Source organism: Streptomyces sp., from assembly GCF_035644915.1.
GTDB lineage: Bacteria > Actinomycetota > Actinomycetes > Streptomycetales > Streptomycetaceae > Streptomyces.
In genome coordinates, this window is record NZ_DASQNP010000042.1 from 1 (window position 1) to 16,782 (window position 16,782).

Annotated in this window: 15 protein-coding genes and 2 pseudogenes; 4 read left to right on the forward strand and 13 right to left on the reverse strand. The window is 75.3% G+C overall.

Annotated elements, in window-relative coordinates; translation table 11 throughout:
• The 6 genes from VE546_RS04540 to VE546_RS04565 all read right to left on the reverse strand — a co-directional run.
• A partial coding sequence (locus VE546_RS04540) for a biotin/lipoyl-containing protein (protein WP_324918648.1) occupies nucleotides 1–953 on the reverse strand: 953 nt, incomplete at its 3' end.
• A 60-nt stretch (nucleotides 954–1,013) separates the two neighbouring features.
• A complete protein-coding gene (gene lpdA / locus VE546_RS04545; RefSeq protein ID WP_324918651.1) occupies nucleotides 1,014–2,402 on the reverse strand; it encodes a dihydrolipoyl dehydrogenase in 1,389 nt (462 codons plus the stop codon).
• A 493-nt stretch (nucleotides 2,403–2,895) separates the two neighbouring features.
• Nucleotides 2,896–4,467, reverse strand: coding sequence for a leucyl aminopeptidase (locus VE546_RS04550; RefSeq protein ID WP_324918654.1), 1,572 nt, complete (start codon nucleotides 4,465–4,467; stop codon nucleotides 2,896–2,898).
• A gap of 187 nt (nucleotides 4,468–4,654) precedes the next feature.
• Nucleotides 4,655–5,473: an adenosylcobinamide-GDP ribazoletransferase gene (locus tag VE546_RS04555; protein WP_324918657.1), complete on the reverse strand. Its 819-nt coding sequence runs from the start codon at nucleotides 5,471–5,473 to the stop codon at nucleotides 4,655–4,657.
• A gap of 67 nt (nucleotides 5,474–5,540) precedes the next feature.
• The gene (locus VE546_RS04560) at nucleotides 5,541–6,662 is read right to left on the reverse strand and encodes a nicotinate-nucleotide--dimethylbenzimidazole phosphoribosyltransferase (protein WP_324918660.1); all 1,122 of its coding nucleotides are present in this window, start codon (nucleotides 6,660–6,662) and stop codon (nucleotides 5,541–5,543) included.
• Nucleotides 6,663–6,704: 42 nt separating this feature from the next.
• The gene (locus tag VE546_RS04565; protein ID WP_324918663.1) at nucleotides 6,705–7,952 is read right to left on the reverse strand and encodes a bifunctional adenosylcobinamide kinase/adenosylcobinamide-phosphate guanylyltransferase; all 1,248 of its coding nucleotides are present in this window, start codon (nucleotides 7,950–7,952) and stop codon (nucleotides 6,705–6,707) included.
• A 173-nt stretch (nucleotides 7,953–8,125) separates the two neighbouring features.
• On the opposite strand from VE546_RS04565, the gene VE546_RS04570 reads away from it, so the two are divergent.
• Complete coding sequence (locus tag VE546_RS04570) at nucleotides 8,126–8,338, forward strand: hypothetical protein (protein WP_324918665.1); 213 nt, start codon at nucleotides 8,126–8,128, stop codon at nucleotides 8,336–8,338.
• A 62-nt stretch (nucleotides 8,339–8,400) separates the two neighbouring features.
• Here the strand turns inward: VE546_RS04570 and VE546_RS04575 are convergent, their stop codons facing one another.
• From VE546_RS04575 to VE546_RS04590, 4 genes and pseudogenes are all read right to left on the reverse strand, one after another.
• Nucleotides 8,401–9,465, reverse strand: a complete 1,065-nt coding sequence (locus tag VE546_RS04575) for a S1C family serine protease (protein WP_324918668.1) — start codon at nucleotides 9,463–9,465, stop codon at nucleotides 8,401–8,403.
• 133 nt (nucleotides 9,466–9,598) lie between these two features.
• Nucleotides 9,599–9,852 (reverse strand): annotated as a pseudogene (locus VE546_RS04580) (ATP-binding cassette domain-containing protein); the annotation flags it as partial.
• 355 nt (nucleotides 9,853–10,207) lie between these two features.
• A complete protein-coding gene (locus VE546_RS04585; protein WP_324918671.1) occupies nucleotides 10,208–10,906 on the reverse strand; it encodes a class I SAM-dependent methyltransferase in 699 nt (232 codons plus the stop codon).
• A gap of 66 nt (nucleotides 10,907–10,972) precedes the next feature.
• Nucleotides 10,973–11,581, reverse strand: a complete 609-nt coding sequence (locus tag VE546_RS04590; protein ID WP_324918674.1) for a DUF3043 domain-containing protein — start codon at nucleotides 11,579–11,581, stop codon at nucleotides 10,973–10,975.
• A gap of 253 nt (nucleotides 11,582–11,834) precedes the next feature.
• On the opposite strand from VE546_RS04590, the gene VE546_RS04595 reads away from it, so the two are divergent.
• Entirely contained in the window at nucleotides 11,835–12,617 is a 783-nt protein-coding gene (locus VE546_RS04595; protein ID WP_324918689.1) for a PspA/IM30 family protein, read from the forward strand.
• 125 nt (nucleotides 12,618–12,742) lie between these two features.
• Entirely contained in the window at nucleotides 12,743–13,042 is a 300-nt protein-coding gene (gene pspAA, locus VE546_RS04600) for a PspA-associated protein PspAA (protein WP_324918677.1), read from the forward strand.
• 55 nt (nucleotides 13,043–13,097) lie between these two features.
• Here pspAA and VE546_RS04605 read toward each other — a convergent pair whose 3' ends face one another.
• Together VE546_RS04605 and nadA are read right to left on the reverse strand one after the other, a co-directional pair.
• Nucleotides 13,098–13,979, reverse strand: a complete 882-nt coding sequence (locus VE546_RS04605) for a GNAT family N-acetyltransferase (RefSeq protein ID WP_324918680.1) — start codon at nucleotides 13,977–13,979, stop codon at nucleotides 13,098–13,100.
• 123 nt (nucleotides 13,980–14,102) lie between these two features.
• Nucleotides 14,103–15,302, reverse strand: coding sequence for a quinolinate synthase NadA (nadA, locus tag VE546_RS04610; RefSeq protein WP_414720401.1), 1,200 nt, complete (start codon nucleotides 15,300–15,302; stop codon nucleotides 14,103–14,105).
• A gap of 257 nt (nucleotides 15,303–15,559) precedes the next feature.
• Between nadA and VE546_RS04615 the strand changes: the two genes are divergently transcribed.
• Nucleotides 15,560–15,916 carry an iron-sulfur cluster assembly accessory protein gene (locus VE546_RS04615; protein WP_324918686.1) on the forward strand — a complete coding sequence of 119 codons (357 nt, stop codon included), beginning with the start codon at nucleotides 15,560–15,562 and terminating at the stop codon, nucleotides 15,914–15,916.
• A 173-nt stretch (nucleotides 15,917–16,089) separates the two neighbouring features.
• On the opposite strand, the pseudogene VE546_RS04620 reads toward VE546_RS04615, so the two are convergent.
• A pseudogene (locus VE546_RS04620) lies at nucleotides 16,090–16,782 on the reverse strand (hypothetical protein); the annotation flags it as partial.

The following is a 16,782-nucleotide window of genomic DNA, read 5'->3' on the forward strand; positions in this document are numbered from 1 at the left end:
GGGGCCGGGGCGGCCGGCGCCTGCGGGGCGGGCGCGGGAGCCGGAGCCGGAGCCGGAGCCTGCGGGGCGGGGGCCTGCTGGGCCGGGGCCGCCTGCTGCGGCACCGGAGCCGGGGCCGGGGCCTGCTGGGCCGGAGCGGCCTGCTGCGGCGCCGGAGCCTGCTGGGCCGGGGCGGGCGCGGGAGCCGCCGGGGCGGGCGCCTCGGCCTGCGCGGGCTGCGGCTGCGGCTGCGGCTGGGCCTGCGGCTCGGGCTGGGCCGGGGCCTGCGGGGCGGGGGCCTGCTGGGCCGGGGCGGCGCCCGCGGCACCGATCACGGCCAGCTTGGCGCCGACCTCCGCGGTCTCGTCCTCGTTCACCAGGATCTCCAGCAGGACGCCGGAGGCGGGGGCGGGGATCTCGGTGTCGACCTTGTCGGTCGAGACCTCCAGCAGCGGCTCGTCGGCCTCGACCTCGTCACCGACCGACTTCAGCCAGCGGGTGACGGTGCCCTCGGTGACGGACTCGCCCAGCGCGGGCAGCACCACGTCGGTGCCCTCCGCGCCGCCGCCCTGCGCCGGAGCCTCCGCCTGGGCGGGCTCGGGCTGGGCCTCGGCCTGCGCGGGCTGCGGCTGCGGCTCGGGCTGGGCCGGGGCCTGCGGGGCGGGGGCCTGCTGGGCCGGGGCCTCGGCGGCGGCCGGAGCCTCCGCCTGGGCGGGGGCCTCGGCCGGAGCGCCCGAACCGTCGTCGATGACGGCCAGCTCGGCGCCGACCTCGACCGTCTCGTCCTCGGCCACCTTGATGGAGGACAGGACGCCGGAGGCGGGGGCGGGGATCTCGGTGTCGACCTTGTCGGTCGAGACCTCCAGCAGGGGTTCGTCGGCCTCGACGCGTTCACCCTCGGCCTTCAGCCAGCGGGTGACGGTGCCCTCGGTCACGCTCTCGCCGAGCGCCGGCAGGGTTACGGAAACCGCCATGGTTTCGGTTGCTCCTAACGAAATGTGCGAATGTCGTGATGCAGTCGCGCCCGGAGAGCGTCAGTCGTGGGAGTGCAGCGGCTTGCCGGCCAGGGCCAGGTGGGCCTCGCCGAGGGCCTCGTTCTGGGTCGGGTGCGCGTGGATGAGCTGCGCGACCTCGGCGGGCAGGGCCTCCCAGTTGTAGATGAGCTGGGCCTCGCCGACCTGCTCGCCCATCCGGTCACCGACCATGTGGACGCCGACCACGGCACCGTCACGGACCTGGACGAGCTTGATCTCGCCCTGCGTCTTGAGGATCTTGCTCCTGCCGTTGCCGCCGAGGTTGTACTTCAGCGTCACGACCTTGTCCGCGCCGTACACCTCCTTGGCCTTGGCCTCGGTGAGGCCCACGGAGGCGACCTCCGGGTGGCTGTACGTCACGCGCGGCACACCGTCGTAGTCGATCGGCACGACGTCCAGCCCGGCGAGCCGCTCGGCCACCAGGATGCCCTCGGCGAAGCCGACGTGCGCGAGCTGGAGGGTGGGGATGAGGTCGCCGACGGCCGAGATGGTGGGCACGTTGGTGCGGCAGTACTCGTCGACGAGGACGTAGCCGCGGTCCATGGCGACCCCGGCCTCCTCGTAGCCCAGCCCCTGCGAGACCGGACCGCGGCCGATGGCGACGAGCAGCAGCTCGGCCTCGTACTCCTTGCCGTTGGCGAGGGTGACCTTGACGCCGTTCTCGGTGTACTCGGCCTTCTCGAAGAAGGAGCCGAGCGAGAACTTGATGCCGCGCTTGCGGAAGGCGCGCTCCAGCAGCTTGGAGCTGTTCTCGTCCTCGGCCGGCACCAGGTGGGGCAGACCCTCGACGATGGTGACGTCGGTGCCGAAGGACCGCCAGGCGGAGGCGAACTCGCAGCCGATCACGCCGCCGCCCAGGATGATCACGGACTCCGGCACGCGGTCCAGGGTCAGCGCGTGGTTGGAGTTGATGATCCGGTTGCCGTCGATCTCCAGGCCCGGCAGCGACTTGGGCGTGGAGCCGGTGGCGAGCAGGATGTGCCGGCCCTCGTAGCGCTGGCCGTTCACGTCCACCGAGGTCGGGGAGGACAGCCGGCCCTCACCCTCCACGTAGGTGATCTTGCGCGAGGCGATCAGCCCCTGCAGTCCCTTGTACAGGCCGGAGATCACGCCGTCCTTGTACTTGTGCACCGCCGCCATGTCGATGCCCTCGAAGGTGGCCCTGACGCCGAACTCGGCGCTCTCACGGGCCTGGTCGGCGATCTCACCGGCGTGCAGCAGGGCCTTCGTCGGGATGCATCCGTAGTGCAGACAGGTACCGCCGACCTTGTCCTTCTCGATCAGGGCGACGTCCAGACCCAGCTGCGAAGCGCGCAGGGCAGCGGCATAACCGCCGCTACCGCCTCCGAGGATCACTAGGTCGAAAACGGTGCTGGCGTCGTTCGCCACGTCACGTCCTCCATGCATGGGTACGCCGGAGCCGGTCCGTCGGAGACCGGGCGGCTGTATGTTCGGCCGCTTTGTGCTCGGCCCTGTGGGTTGAGCGGGCCCTGTCCTGCCGAGAGAACATCTTTGCACTTGTTGGCGGGCGGTGGGACGCCGGGCCGGTGTCCGAACCGCTCACACCGGCGTGAACAGCGGGATCGTGAGCCGGCACGCGTGTCTACCGGAGGGTAACCCCACGGAGATCGCTCACAGCGAACACGGACGAGTGCGCCGGGCGGGTGGGGCGGCGAGCGGCCCGGGTGCGCCCGGCGAGCGAACCGAAGGACGCGTCCCTGCCGAAAGGGGCGAGGAGGAGGGAGCGAGGGACGAGCGACCGTGCGACGAGTCCCGTCGGCAGGGGATCGAAGCGCCCGGAGGCGAGCCGAGCCACGGAGGAGGAGGGAGAACGGCCCCGGGCACGCGCCGTGCCCGGGGCCGCCGGCGGACGCCGGAGGCGTCACACCAGGTCGCCGGCCGCCGCGCGCTCGGCGAGGCGGACCAGGGTGCGCACCGCGGAACCGGTGCCCCCCTTGGGGGTGTAGCCGAAGGGACCCGACTCGTTGAAGGCCGGGCCCGCGATGTCCAGGTGGGCCCAGGTGGTGCCGTCCGGGACGAACTCCTTCAGGAACAGCCCGGCCACCAGGCCGCCGCCCATCCGCTCGCCCATGTTGGCGATGTCGGCGACGGGCGAGTCCATGCCCTTGCGCAGGTGGTCGGGGAGCGGCATCGGCCACGCCTGCTCGCCCGCCTCGGTGGCCAGCTCGTGGACGGCCGTGCGGAACGCGTCGTCGTTCGCCATGACGCCGAACGTGCGGTTGCCCAGCGCCAGCACCATCGCGCCGGTGAGGGTGGCCACGTCCACCACCGCGTCCGGCTTCTCCTCGCACGCCCGGGTCAGGGCGTCGGCCAGGACGAGGCGGCCCTCGGCGTCGGTGTTGAGCACCTCGACGGTCTTGCCGCTGTACATGGTCAGCACGTCGCCCGGCCGGGTCGCGGTGCCCGACGGCATGTTCTCCGCCAGCGCCAGCCAGCCGGTGACGTTCACCCGCAGGCCGAGCCGGGCGGCGGCGACCACGGCCGCGAAGACGGCGGCGGCACCGCTCATGTCGCACTTCATGGTCTCGTTGTGGCCGGCGGGCTTGAGCGAGATGCCGCCCGAGTCGTACGTGATGCCCTTGCCGACCAGGGCCAGGGTCTTCTCCGCCTTGGCGTGCGTGTACGCCACCCGCACCAGGCGCGGCGGGTTGGCCGAGCCCTTGCCGACGCCGAGGATGCCGCCGTAGCCGCCCTTGGCGAGGGCCTTCTCGTCCAGCACCTCCACCGCCAGTCCGTACTCCTTGGCCGCGCTCTGGACGGTGGCGGCGAAGGACTTGGGGAACAGGTCGTTGGAGGGGGTGTTGACCAGGTCGCGGGCCCGGTTGACCTCGGCGGCGACGACCTCGGCGCGCTCGGCCGCGGCCTTGTGCGCCTTGTCGCGCGGCTTGGCGCCGAGCACGACGACCTCGGCGAGCGGGGCGCCGCTGTCCGCACCGCCCTTCCTGCCGTCCTTGCCCTTGCCCTTGCCGTCCTTGCCGTTCCTGTCGTTCTTGTCGGCCTTGCCGCGGTAGGCGGTGAAGGCGTACGCGCCCAGCAGCGCGCCCTCGCAGACGGCGGCCAGCGACGCGGCGTCCCCGACCGGCAGCGCGAAGCCGGCCTTCTTGCCGCCGGCCAGCGCGCGGGCCGCGGCACCGGCGGCGCGGCGCAGCGCCTCCGGGTCGTACGAGCCGTCCTCGGCCGGGGCGCCGAGCCCGACCGCCAGCACCAGGTCCGCCTTCACGCCGTCCGGTGCGGGCAGCTTGGTGACCTCGCCCTCGCCGCCCGAGGCGCCGAGGGTCTCCAGGGTGGCGGCCAGGGAGCCGCCGAACGCCTGGTCCACGGCCTCGCCGCCCGGGGCGATCACGGGACCGTCGGTCCCCTTGACGACACCGACGACAACGGCGTCCGCGCGCAGCGCCGCAGCGGACGAGGTACTGAGAGTGAGAGCAGACACGGTGGTGGAAATCCCTCTTCCGGTTGGCAAGCCGCGTGGATGTGCACGGCTTCGGGCACGGGCCGAGCCTACGGCGCAACCCGTGCGGTCACGGGGGGCGGCTCCGGGCGGCGCGGAGGCCGGCCCGCCGGAGCGGGAGGGCGGAGCGGGCGCGCGGGGCCGTCCGTGCGGAATTCTCCGAGGGGCGCTAACCCAGCGCAAGCACCACCAGGGCCGCGGTGAGGGAGGTCTCGGCCAGCGCACCGAAGACGTCGCCGGTCACCCCGCCCAGCCGGCGGCGGCAGCGGGCCAGCAGCACCTCCGCCGCCCCCAGCGCGAGGACGACCGCCGCCGCGTACCGCACCGCCCCGTACGGGCCCTCCGCCGCGCCGGCACCCGCCGCCGCCAGCACCACCACCGCGCCGGTGGCGGCCGCGGACCGGACCGGCACCACACCGGCGACCGCCGCGCCCAGCCCCTCCGGGCGGGCCGCCGGGACGCCCTCGCGGGCGGCGAGCGTCAGCGCCGTGCGCGCCGCCGCCGCGGCCACGGCCACCGCGCCGGCGCCGTGCGCCCAGCCTTCCGCGTACAGCTCCGCGACGGCCGCCACCTGCGCGAACAGCACCAGCAGCAGGGTGACGACCCCGAACGGGCCGATGTCGGAGCGCTTCATCACGGCCAGCGCGCCCTCGGCGGGACGCGCGCTGCCCAGCCCGTCGGCGACGTCCGCCAGCCCGTCCAGGTGCAGCGCCCGGGTCAAGGCGGCGGGTACCGCGACGGTGACGACCGCGGCCAGCAGGGGCCCGGCGCCCAGCAGCAGCGCGGCGGCCCCGAGCGCCGCCGCGCACAGCCCCACCACCAGTCCGGCCAGCGGCGCGCACACCATGCCGCGCCGGGCGGCGGCCCGGTCCCAGCGGGCCCCGCGCACCGGCAGCACGGTGAGCGTGCCGAAGGCGAAGCGCACGCCGTCCAGCACTTTGGCGGGCGGCGGGGGAGCGGGCGGTTCCGGGGGCGGGGAGGTGTCCATCGCGCCGCAGGCTACCGGGCGGCCGCCGGGCCGGGTCCGGCGGCCGGGGCCGGCGGCCCGGATGCGGTCAGGTCACGTCGAGCATCTCCGGGGAGTCCGGCCGTCCCGCCTCCCCCTCCGGCGCGTCCCGGCCGTCGGCGTCCCGCACCGGCAGCTCCGCCGCCAGGGCCGCGGCGGCCTGGATCAGGGGCAGGGCGAGCAGGGCGCCGGTGCCCTCGCCCGCGGTGACGCCGTGGTCGAGCAGCGGGTCGAGCGCCATCCGGTCCAGTGCCTTGGCCTGCGCGGGCTCGCCGCTGGCCTGCCCGGCCAGCCACCAGTCCGGCGCCCGGAACGCCACGCGCTGGGCGACCAGCGCGCACGCGGCGGAGACGACGCCGTCGAGGACGACGGGGGTGCGGCGCACCGCCGACTGGAGCAGGAAGCCGGTCATCGCGGTCAGGTCCGCCCCGGCCACGGCCGCCAGCAGCCCGAGCTGGTCGCCGAGCACGGGCCGGGCCCGGCGCAGCCCGTCGCGGATGGCCGCGCACTTGCGCATCCAGGCGAGGTCGTCGATGCGCCCGCCGCCGCGGCCGGTGACCACGGAGGCGTCGGTGCCGCACAGGGCGGCGATGAGCACCCCGGCGGCGGTGGTGCCGCCGACGGACAGGTCGCCCAGGACGACCAGGTCGGTGCCGGCGTCGGCCTCCTCGTCGGCGACGGCCATCCCGGCCCGGAAGGCGCGCTCGGCCTCCTCGGGGCTGAGGCTGTCCTCGATGTCGAGCCGCCCGCTGGAGCGCCGCACCCGGTGGCGGGTGACCTCCTCCGGCAGCTCGTCCGGGTCGCAGTCCAGCGACATGTCGACGATCCGCAGCGGCACCCCGAACCGGCGCGCCAGCACCGCCACCGGGCTGGTGCCGTCCAGCGCGGCCCGCACCAGGGTGTGCGCGCCGCCCGCCGGCCGGGCCGAGACGCCCAGCTCGGCCACTCCGTGGTCCCCGGCGAACAGCACGGCCTTCGGCCGCGAGACCGGCTCGACCGGGACGCGGGACTGCGCCGCGGCCAGCCACTCGCCCAGCTCGTCCAGCCGCCCCAGTGCCCCGGCCGGTAGCCCGGTCCGGGCCCGCCGCTCCTCGGCGTCCCGGCGGACGCCGCTGTCGGGACGCTCGATGAGGTCCCCGAAGTCGTCGAGATTCAGGCTGCCGTCGCTCATGCGGCCGACACTACCGCCCCCTCCCCGGCTCCTGACCGGGACTCAGCCGCGCAGGGACAGCACCGTACCCGCCGTGACCAGCAGGACGTGCTCGCACTCCGCCGCCACCGCCGCGTTCAGCCGCCCCAGCTCGTCGCGGAAGCGGCGCCCGGCGGCGGTGGCCGGGACGACGCCCGAGCCGACCTCGTTGCTGACCGCGACCACCGTGCGGGTGGCGGCGCGGAAGGCCGCCACCAGGTCGGCGACTCGCTCGGCGAGGGCGCGGCGGGCCTCGCCCGAGCGCCAGCGGTCCTCGTCCCAGGCGCCGACGGCGTCCATCGCGTCGGTCAGCCACAGGGACAGGCAGTCGATCAGCAGCGGTGGGGCGTCGGGCGCGGTGAGCAGCGGGACCAGGTCGCAGGTCTCGGCCGTGCGCCAGGAGGACGGGCGCCGCTCCCGGTGGGCGGAGACCCGGGCCGCCCACTCCGCGTCCCCCTCCCGGGTGCCGCCCGTCGCGACGTAGAGCACTCCGGGGAAGGCGGCGAGGCGGCGCTCGGCCTCGGCGGACTTGCCCGAGCGCGCGCCGCCCAGGACCAGCGTGCGGCGGGGCAGGTCGGGGACGGCGCGGTAGTCGCCGACCAGCAGCGTGGTGCCGTCCGGTACGGTGCGGGCCCCCGCCGCGGCCAGCCGGCGGTGCAGCTCGGGGCCGGGCGGCACGTCGTGGTCGATGTGGACGGCCAGCACGTCCGTGGTCGGGCCGACGGACCCGGCCGCCCGCAGCCGGGCGAGGGCGTCGGGGCGGCCGAGGACGTCCAGGAGCACCAGGGCGTACGGCGCGGGCGGTGCCGCGGTCTGCCGGTACGGCCCGGTGTCCCCGGCCGGCCCCGCCGGAAGGCCGGCGGGACCGGCGCCCGGCGGCAGGTACAGCAGGCGCTCGCCGTCCGGCCCGCCGATCTCGTAGCCGGTGCCCGGCGAGTCCAGCGCCACCGCGCGCACCCGGTGGCCGCTGATCAGCGCCAGCTCCCGGCCGTCGGACAGCCGTACCGGCGCGGGCAGCCCGGCCGGGATCTCCAGCGCCGGCCCGTCGTGCGGGTGCGACAGCAGCACCTGCCGCACGCCGTGCAGGGTGCGGCCCGCGCGGGCGGCGGCCAGGGCGGGGCCCGGGGTCAGGTCGAGCAGCAGGACGCCGTCCACGAGCAGCGCGGTCGCCGCCCGCGCGTCCGCGCCGACGGCGGTCGCGCAGGACGCGCAGGGGCAGCCGGGCCGGGGAAGGCCGGCGGGCGCGCCGGTACCGAGCAGAGTGATTTCCACGGCACGATCGTCTCGTGTCCGGCCGGGCGCCGCGCGAGCGGCACCGGTGCGCGTTCCGCGCCGTGCACTGGATCATGGGAAACACGGGAACGACAGGTCACACGGGCACCACACAGAACACACGACACCCGAAGACGCACAGAAGACGACACACGGAGACCGGGGAGGCGCACATGGCGTGGACGTGGCGGTTCGAGAGGGCCGACGGCACGGAGACGGAGCCGGCCGTCCGGCCGGAGGAGTTCCCCACCCAGGGCGACGCGGAGAGCTGGCTCGGCGAGACCTGGAGGGAGCTGCTGGAGGGCGGCGTCGAGCAGGTGACGCTGCTGGAGGACGGCACCGAGATCTACGGCCCCATGAGCCTGAGCGCGGCCGAGGGGAGCTGACCGCACCCGTCGCGGTCCCGCCCGGGGGTTCCCGGCCGGGCGGGACCGCGGTCGGTGTCCGGTCAGCGTTCGCCCAGGGTGACCGTGACGGTCCGCTCCTCGCCGCCGCGCCGGTAGACGACCTCCACCTCGTCGCCCGGCTCGTGGGAGGCCAGCACCTCCGCCAGCGCGGTCGTGTCCGGGGTGTCGGCCCCGCCGACCTCGGTGATCACATCGCCCGCCCGGAGCCCGGCGTCGTCCGCCGCGCCGCCGTTCTCGGGCTCCACGACGGCCACGCCGGCGGGCCGGAAGTCGTCGCCGAGCACGGTGCGCACCGTCGCCTCCAGCGCCGCCTCGTCGGAGTCCACCACCTCGCCGCGCTCGATCATCTGGTCGGCCAGGTGGCGGACGGTGTCGGAGGGGATGGCGAAGCCCAGGCCCGGCGCCGTGCTCCCGTCCCCGCCCGGGGAGCGGGCGGCCAGGGTGGGGACGCCCACGACCCGGCCGGAGAGGTCCACCAGCGCGCCCCCGCTGTTGCCCGGGTTGATCGGCGCCGAGGTCTGGATCAGGTTGCCGATGGTGGTCTCGGCGCTGCCTTCGCTGATCGAGCGGCCGACGGCCGAGACGATGCCCTCGGTGACGCTGGAGGACAGCCCGAGCGGGTTGCCCATGGCCAGCACGATCTGCCCGACCTCCACCTCGCCGGACTCGCCGAAGGTGGCCGGGCGCAGGTTCGCGGGCGGATCGGTGAGCCTCACCACGGCCAGGTCCTCGGCCGGGTAGCTGGCGACCAGCTCCGCCGGCTGGTCGTCCCGGCCGGTGGCGAGGGTGACGCGGAGCCGCTCGGCGTCGCCCACCACGTGGGCGTTGGTGACGATGTGGCCCTCGTCGTCGTAGACCACGCCCGAGCCCAGCCCCTCGCCGGTGGTGATCTGGACGACGGACGGCAGGACCCGGTCCACCACCCTCTCGAAGGACTCCTGGAGTTCCTCGGCCCCGCCGGGGACGGGGACGGTGGCGCTGGGGGAGGGCGAGCCGTCGGCGTCCTCGGTGGGGTCCGACCCGGTGCACCCGACGAACAGGACGGCCGCCGCGCACAGGGCGGCGGCTCCCGCGCGGTGTCCGCCGCGCCTGGGGGAACGGGTCATGGCAGCGGATCCCCTTCGCTGGTCGTTCACCGGCCGTCGCCGGCGGCGGCCCCGGCCCGGACGGCCCGGGGCGTCACGCCCTAGGGGCGTCCGCGTTCCCCGCCGACGCCGCCGGAAACCGCGTGGCCGGCGGCGTCACCGTGGACAGCCGGTGGGCGACGACCGGCGACGACCGGCACCGCCGTCGTACGGGCCGCCTCCGCCGCCGCGTCGCGCAGCGCCGGCCCGTTGCCGCGTCCGGCCGCGAGGTCGCCTCGTCCACCGGCACCCGGGGCGGCGCGGCAGCGCCCGCGCGATCGCCACCCGCTGCCGCTCGCCGCCGGACAGCGTGCCGTCCCGGTGCCCGACGCGCGTCTCCGGACCGTCCGGCAGCCGCTCCACCAGCGCGGTCGGCACCACGGACCCGGCGGTGCAGTCGAGGAAGTGCGGGCCGGCCGACTCGATCGCCGTGCCCGGCACCACCCGCTCCGTGGCGGCCGGCGGCTGCGCGAGCTCGGTGACGGTGACGGCGCCGACCGGGCGCCGAGCGCGCTCGGCGCCCGGTGCGGGCGGATGCGGGCGTACGGCGCGCGCCGGGTCTCCCGGGCGGGGAGCCGCGCGCCGGCGGCGGGCGCGGACGCGCCGGGAGCCGTGGGCACGGGCGGCCCTCCCGGCCGTACAGCCTGTGCGGCCCGTACGGCCGCCGCCGGACACGGCGCACAACGGGCCCCGTACGCCTGACCCGTACGGCCGGGGGCCCGGCTCAGTCGCGCACGGCGCACAGGTGCAGCCGCGCCGCCACCCCGCGGTACGGGTCGGTGCGCCCGGCCCGCTCCTCGGCGGCCAGCAGCCGCTCGCCCTCCTCGCCCTCCGGCAGGGCGGTGTCCTCGCCGGTGAAGACCTGCACCCCGTACCACTGGTGCAGCGGTGTGCTCATCCCGGTGAGGCTGGCGACCAGCGCCTCGCGGCGCAGGGAGCGGTCGACGGGCGCGAGACGGTCCAGGGCGCCGTCCCAGTCGCCGGCCAGGCCCGGCCGCATGGCCTGCGCCTCGGCGTTGGGCACCAGCAGGGAGAGCAGCCCGCCGGAGGCGAGCACCCGGCCCAGCCCGGCGAGCAGCGGTCCCGGCTCGTCACCGGGGGCCAGCACCTCGTGGCAGAGCACCACGTCGAAGGAGCCGGGCAGGAAGTGCGCGCCGGTGCTGCGGCTGTCCCCGACGATGACGCGCGTCCGCTCCCGTATGCCCGGGGGCTCTCCCTCCAGGGCCCGGCACACCGCGTCGGCCAGCTCGGGGTCGGCCTCCAGCCCGGTCACCTCGTGCCCGGCACGGGCCAGCCGCAGCGCCTGCCGGCCGTCGCGCAGCGCCACGTCCAGGACCCTCAGCCGCCTGCCCACGGGGAAGCGGGCCGTGATCTGCTCCTCCAACTGGCGGGCGACCAGGGCCTGTCGCACGGCGTTGTCCATGTGTGATCTGTCGGGGTCCGTCACGGTGTGTCCGTCAGAGGTCCTTCCACATCCTCGGCGGCGTCCTCAGCGGCGCGGCGCCTCGCCGCGGGCGACCTGCGGCTTGGGCAGCCGCATGCGGCGCATCTGGAGCGTCCGCATCACCGCGTACGCCACGGCGCCCCGCCGGTTCTCCTCCGGGAAGCGCTCGCGCAGGGCCCGCTTCAGCTTGAGGCCGGTGATGGTGGAGTCGACGACGATCATCACGATGACGCCCAGCCACAGCAGCAGGGAGGCGTTCTTGACCTGCATCGACGGCATCATGCTCAGGATCAGGATCAGCACGGCGACGGGCAGGAAGAACTCCGCCACGTGCCACCTGGCGTCCACGAAGTCGCGCGCGTAGCGCCGCACCGGGCCGCGGTCGCGCAGCGGGAGGTAGCGCTCGTCACCACCGGCCAGGGCCTCGCGCTGCCGCGCCAGCTCGGCGCGGCGGGCCTCGCGGGCCCGCTTGGCGGCCTCCCTGCGGGACGTCGGGGGCTTGACCGCGCTGCGGCGCAGCGCCTCGGCCTCGCTGCGCTTGGGCGTGGGGCGGCCCTTGGGGGCCTGCGGGTCACGGCGCTTGGGCTGCTTGGTCAGTTCCACGGTCTCCTGGGGAGCCGCGGTCTGCTCATCACGGGAACGGCTTCGGAACACACAGCCAAGAGTACGGGGCGGCCAGGTGTGGGCCCCACCCCCGCGGGGAACGATCCGGCAACGGCGGGTTGCCGGATTCCCTACTTCCTGGGCGGGAGGAAGCCGCGCCCCGATCGTCCTGGAGGAGGACCACAACCAGGGCCGAACAGTGCGGTAATAGAAGCAGGGCCCGTAGTGTGGGACCTGTCGATGTGCGAGGCTCAGTCCGTTACGAAGGGGGCGCGCGAGGCCCATGAGCGGTGTCATGAAGCGTATGGGAATGATCTTCCGCGCGAAGGCCAACAAGGCCCTGGACCGGGCCGAGGATCCGCGCGAGACTCTGGACTACTCCTACCAGAAGCAGCTCGAGCTGCTGCAGAAGGTGCGCCGTGGAGTCGCCGACGTGGCGACCTCCCGCAAGCGGCTGGAACTCCAGCTCAACCAGCTCCAGGGGCAGTCCGCCAAGCTGGAGGACCAGGGCCGCAAGGCGCTCGCGCTCGGCCGTGAGGACCTGGCGCGCGAGGCGCTCTCCCGCCGCGCCGCCCTCCAGCAGCAGGTGACGGACCTGGAGCAGCAGCACCAGACCCTCCAGGGCGAGGAGGAGAAGCTCACCCTCGCGGCCCAGCGCCTCCAGGCCAAGGTGGACGCCTTCCGCACCAAGAAGGAGACCATCAAGGCCACCTACACCGCCGCCCAGGCCCAGACCCGCATCGGCGAGGCGTTCTCCGGCATCTCCGAGGAGATGGGCGACGTCGGCCTGGCCATCCAGCGGGCCGAGGACAAGACCGCGCAGCTCCAGGCCCGTGCCGGGGCCATCGACGAACTGCTCGCCTCCGGCGCGCTCGACGACCCCACCGGCATGGCCAAGGACGACATCGCGGCCGAGCTGGACCGGATCTCCGGCGGTACGGACGTCGAGCTGGAGCTCCAGCGGATGAAGGCCGAGCTGGCGGGCGGCACGAGCGGCGGCCAGCAGGCCATCGAGGGCGGCCAGGACCAGGCGCAGCAGCAGTCCCGGCAGCAGTCCCAGGACACCCCCCGGTTCGACAAGCAGTAGGCCGCGGCGGGTGGCCGGCGGCGGGTGCGCCGGGGTGCGCCGGCGTACCGGCCGCGGGAAGCTGGGACACGGGAGCACCGTCTTCCGGCCCGCCGGCCGCCGGGCCCTTCGGGAAGGAGAGCGCCGTGATCGTACGGATCATGGGTGAGGGGCAGGTGGCGCTGGACGACAGCCACCTCTCCGGGCTGAACAGGCTGGACGACGAACTGCTCCACGAGATGGAGCACGGGGACGAGGCGGGCTTCCACCGTACGCTGGCCGCCGTGCTGGACGCCGTACGGTCCCTGGGCACGCCCCTGCCGGACGACTCCCTGGAGCCGTCGGACCTGATCCTGCCCGCGCCCGACGCCACGATCGACGAGGTGCGCGCCCTGCTCGGCGACGACGGGCTGTTCCCCGCCGACATCCCCGCCGGCCCCCGCTGACCCGGCCCCGCCGGTCCCGCACGGGCCTTCTCGGGGCCCTTTCGGGGGAAGCGCCTCACGGGAACGTGGTGGAGGGGACGTACGGCGCCGGCGGGCGCATGCCGCGCAGGCAGACGTAACCCGCCGTGCTCACCTCCAGCCCCGCGGCCAGTCCGACGTCCACCGCCCACTGCTGCTCGGCGGTCAGGTTCCGGACGCACACCGCGCCGCCCTCGCCGACGACGGACAGGGCGGCCGTCAGCAGCCGGGTGGCCAGCCGCCGGGAGGTCGCGGCCAGCAGCTCCACCCGCCCCTCGCGCAGGTAGCAGTAGCCGCTGCCGGCGAAGTCGTCGGTCACCAGCAGGCGGCAGTGGCGCAGCAGCTCCTCGTGGTCCGGCCCGTGGGCGCCGCCGCGCAGCCGCCGGTCCACCGAGTCCATCAGGTCCCGGTGCCGGGCGGTGCCCTCGGCCACCGGGCCGTCCGGGGCGGCGAGGCGGGCCAGGGACACCGTCCCGGTCAGCCGCATCGCCGGATGCAGGTCGAAGCCCGCCCGCCGGTAGAGGCGGGCGACTCCGGGGTGGGGCGGGCCGCAGGCGATGCCGCGCAGACAGCCCCGGCCGTGGGCCATGGCCCGCCGCAGCAGGGCCGTGCCCACCCCCCGGCCCTGGGCGCCGGGGAGCACGGCGAGCAGGGACAGGCCCCAGGTGCCCTCCCGCCGCGTGGACAGCGCGGCCCCGACCGTACGGCCCGAGGCGTCCTCGGCGAGCCAGCAGCCCTCCGGGTCGGTGCGGGCCAGGTGCCGGACGTGGCTGCGGCGGCGTTCGCGGTCGTCCGCGGTCACGGCGGGCAGCGGCGGCCCCCCGCCGCCGGGGGCGTGCCCGGCGGCGAGGGCGGCGTCCGCGACGGACCGCACGGCCTCGGCGTCCTCGCCGACGTCGCGTACCGGGCGCAGCAGCATGCCGACCATCCTGGCCGAACGGCCCGCGGCCGGTCACGGCTTCGCGGTCACGTAAGGCCGGTCACGGAAGGCCGGTCACGGAAGACCGGCCACGGCAGGGCGCTCACGGCCGTGCGCCCGCGGTCACGGCAGGGCGAGCATCCGCTCCAGCGCCAGCTTGGCGAACTTCTCCGTCTCCGGGTCGACCTGGATGCGGTTGACCACCTTGCCGTCGACCAGGGACTCCAGGGCCCAGACCAGGTGGGGCAGGTCGATGCGGTTCATCGTCGAGCAGAAGCAGACCGTCCGGTCGAGGAAGACGACCTCCTTGCCCTCCGGGGCGAAACGGTTCGCCAGGCGGCGCACCAGGTTCAGTTCGGTGCCGACCGCCCACTTCGAGCCGGCCGGGGCGGCCTCGAGGGTCTTGATGATGTACTCGGTGGAGCCCACGTAGTCCGCCGCCGCGACGACCTCGTGGCGGCACTCGGGGTGCACCAGCACGTTGATGCCGGGGACGCGCTCGCGCACGTCGTTCACCGAGTCCAGCGAGAAGCGGCCGTGCACCGAGCAGTGGCCGCGCCACAGGATCATCTTCGCGTCCCGCAGCTCCTCGGGGGTCAGCCCGCCGTTCGGCCGGTGCGGGTTGTAGACCACGCAGTCCTCCAGGGACATCCCCAGGTCCCGCACGGCGGTGTTGCGCCCCAGGTGCTGGTCGGGCAGGAAGAGCACCTTCTGCCCCTGCGAGAACGCCCACTCCAGGGCCCGCTTGGCGTTGGAGGACGTGCAGATGGTGCCGCCGTGCCGCCCGGTGAACGCCTTGATGTCGGCGGAGGAGTTCATGTACGAGACCGGGACCGTGACGTCGGCGACGCCCGCCTCGGTCAGCACGTCCCAGCACTCGGCGACCTGCTCGGCGGTGGCCATGTCCGCCATCGAGCAGCCGGCGGCCAGGTCGGGCAGGATGACCTGCTGCCGGTCGCTGGTGAGGATGTCGGCGGACTCGGCCATGAAGTGCACGCCGCAGAAGACGACGTACTCCGCCTCCGGGCGGGCGGCGGCGTCCCGGGCCAGCTTGAAGGAGTCGCCGGTGACGTCCGCGAACTGGATGACCTCGTCGCGCTGGTAGTGGTGGCCGAGCACGAAGACCCGCTCGCCCAGCTTCGCCTTCGCCGCGCGGGCGCGCTCCACCAGGTCCGGGTCCGACGGGGCGGGCAGGTCACCGGGACACTCCACGCCGCGCTCGCTCCTGGGGTCGGCCTCGCGGCCGAGGAGGAGCAGGGCGAGCGGCGTCGGCTGCACGTCGTCTGCGAGCAGGGCGGAGGGGGAGGGCTGGGCGGTGGTCACAGCACGCACCCTTTCGTCGGATTCAGCGGGTCTTTTCGTCGGATTGACGCTATCTATCATAACCGCTTCACGTCAGTTTGACGATGCCGATCGCGTCAGTGTGACGCATCCCCGCCCGGGTGCGTTCGGGAGTGACCGCGGGGTGCGGGGTGTGCGAGCATGAAAGCCGTGACACACGTGCCCGGCCTGGAATGAAACCGGGAGGCCGCTTGTTTGGCAGGCGGCAGAGCAGTCCGTACAACCCGGGAGAGAAGCAGATGTCCGTATCGGACCAGACCGCTGTGACGACCGACGGAGTCATCCTGTCCGAAGCTGCCACGGCGAAGGTCAAGAGCCTGCTCGAACAGGAGGGCCGCGACGACCTGGCCCTGCGGGTCGCCGTCCAGCCCGGCGGCTGCTCCGGCCTGCGGTACCAGCTCTTCTTCGACGAGCGCTCGCTCGACGGCGACATCGTCAAGGAGTTCGACGGCGTCCGGGTCGTCACCGACCGGATGAGCGCCCCGTACCTCAACGGCGCCTCCATCGACTTCGTCGACACCATCGAGAAGCAGGGCTTCACCATCGACAACCCGAACGCCACGGGCTCCTGCGCCTGCGGCGACTCCTTCAGCTGAGCCGCTCCGGCCGGCCGCCCGCGGCGCGCACCGCGCCGCCGGGTGATCGCTTCAGCGAACGAAGGCGGCGGTTCCGGTACCGGAACCGCCGCCTTCGTCGTGCCGCGGGCGCCGGTGCCGGGGCGCTCCCGGCCGGTCCGCCTCCCCGTCGCCGCCGCGGCCTCCTCCGCTCCCTAGGGTTCCTTCCGCTCCCGCGGGCCCTCCGGCAGCCGCTCGCCCTCCTCGTCCAGGACCTTCCGGTCGCCGACCGGCTCCTTGAGCGTCACCTTCGCGGTCATCTCCCGGGCGACCAGGACGCAGACCCGGCCCGGCTCCTTCGGCTTCCCGGTGATCCGCACCGTCACCGACTCCGGGCCCTCCTCGGCGGTGGCGGTGTAGTCGTCGCACACCCCGCCCCAGAAGTGGACCGTGAGCGTACGGTCCCCGGGCGCGTACGCGCCGAGGTGCGTCGCGGTGCCGACCCGCTCCCGCGGCGACCCGCCCGGGTCCGCCGGGGCGGACGTGGCACCGTCGCCGCCGGAGGACGGCGGCGCCAGGAACTCCGGCTCCACCGCCGGGTGGGCCACCGTGTACGTCCCCGCGTCCCCGCGACCGGACCCGCCGCCCGGCGCCGCCACCTCGAACAACCAGGAGGGCACCAGGAGGTGGCTCCCCCGGGAGGGGTACGCCGAGAGGCCGAACGACGCTCCCGTCACCTCCACGGGCCCGCCTCCGCCGGGCGGCACGCAGGGCTCGGGCCGTCCGGGGGAGCCGGTGGCGCCGTCCGCGGGCGGGACGTCCCCCGGCTCGGGGGTGCCCGGTCCGTCCGCACCCGGTGCGGCGGTCTCCGGTTCGGCCGGCCCCGGCTCGGCGGGCCCCGGGGGCGC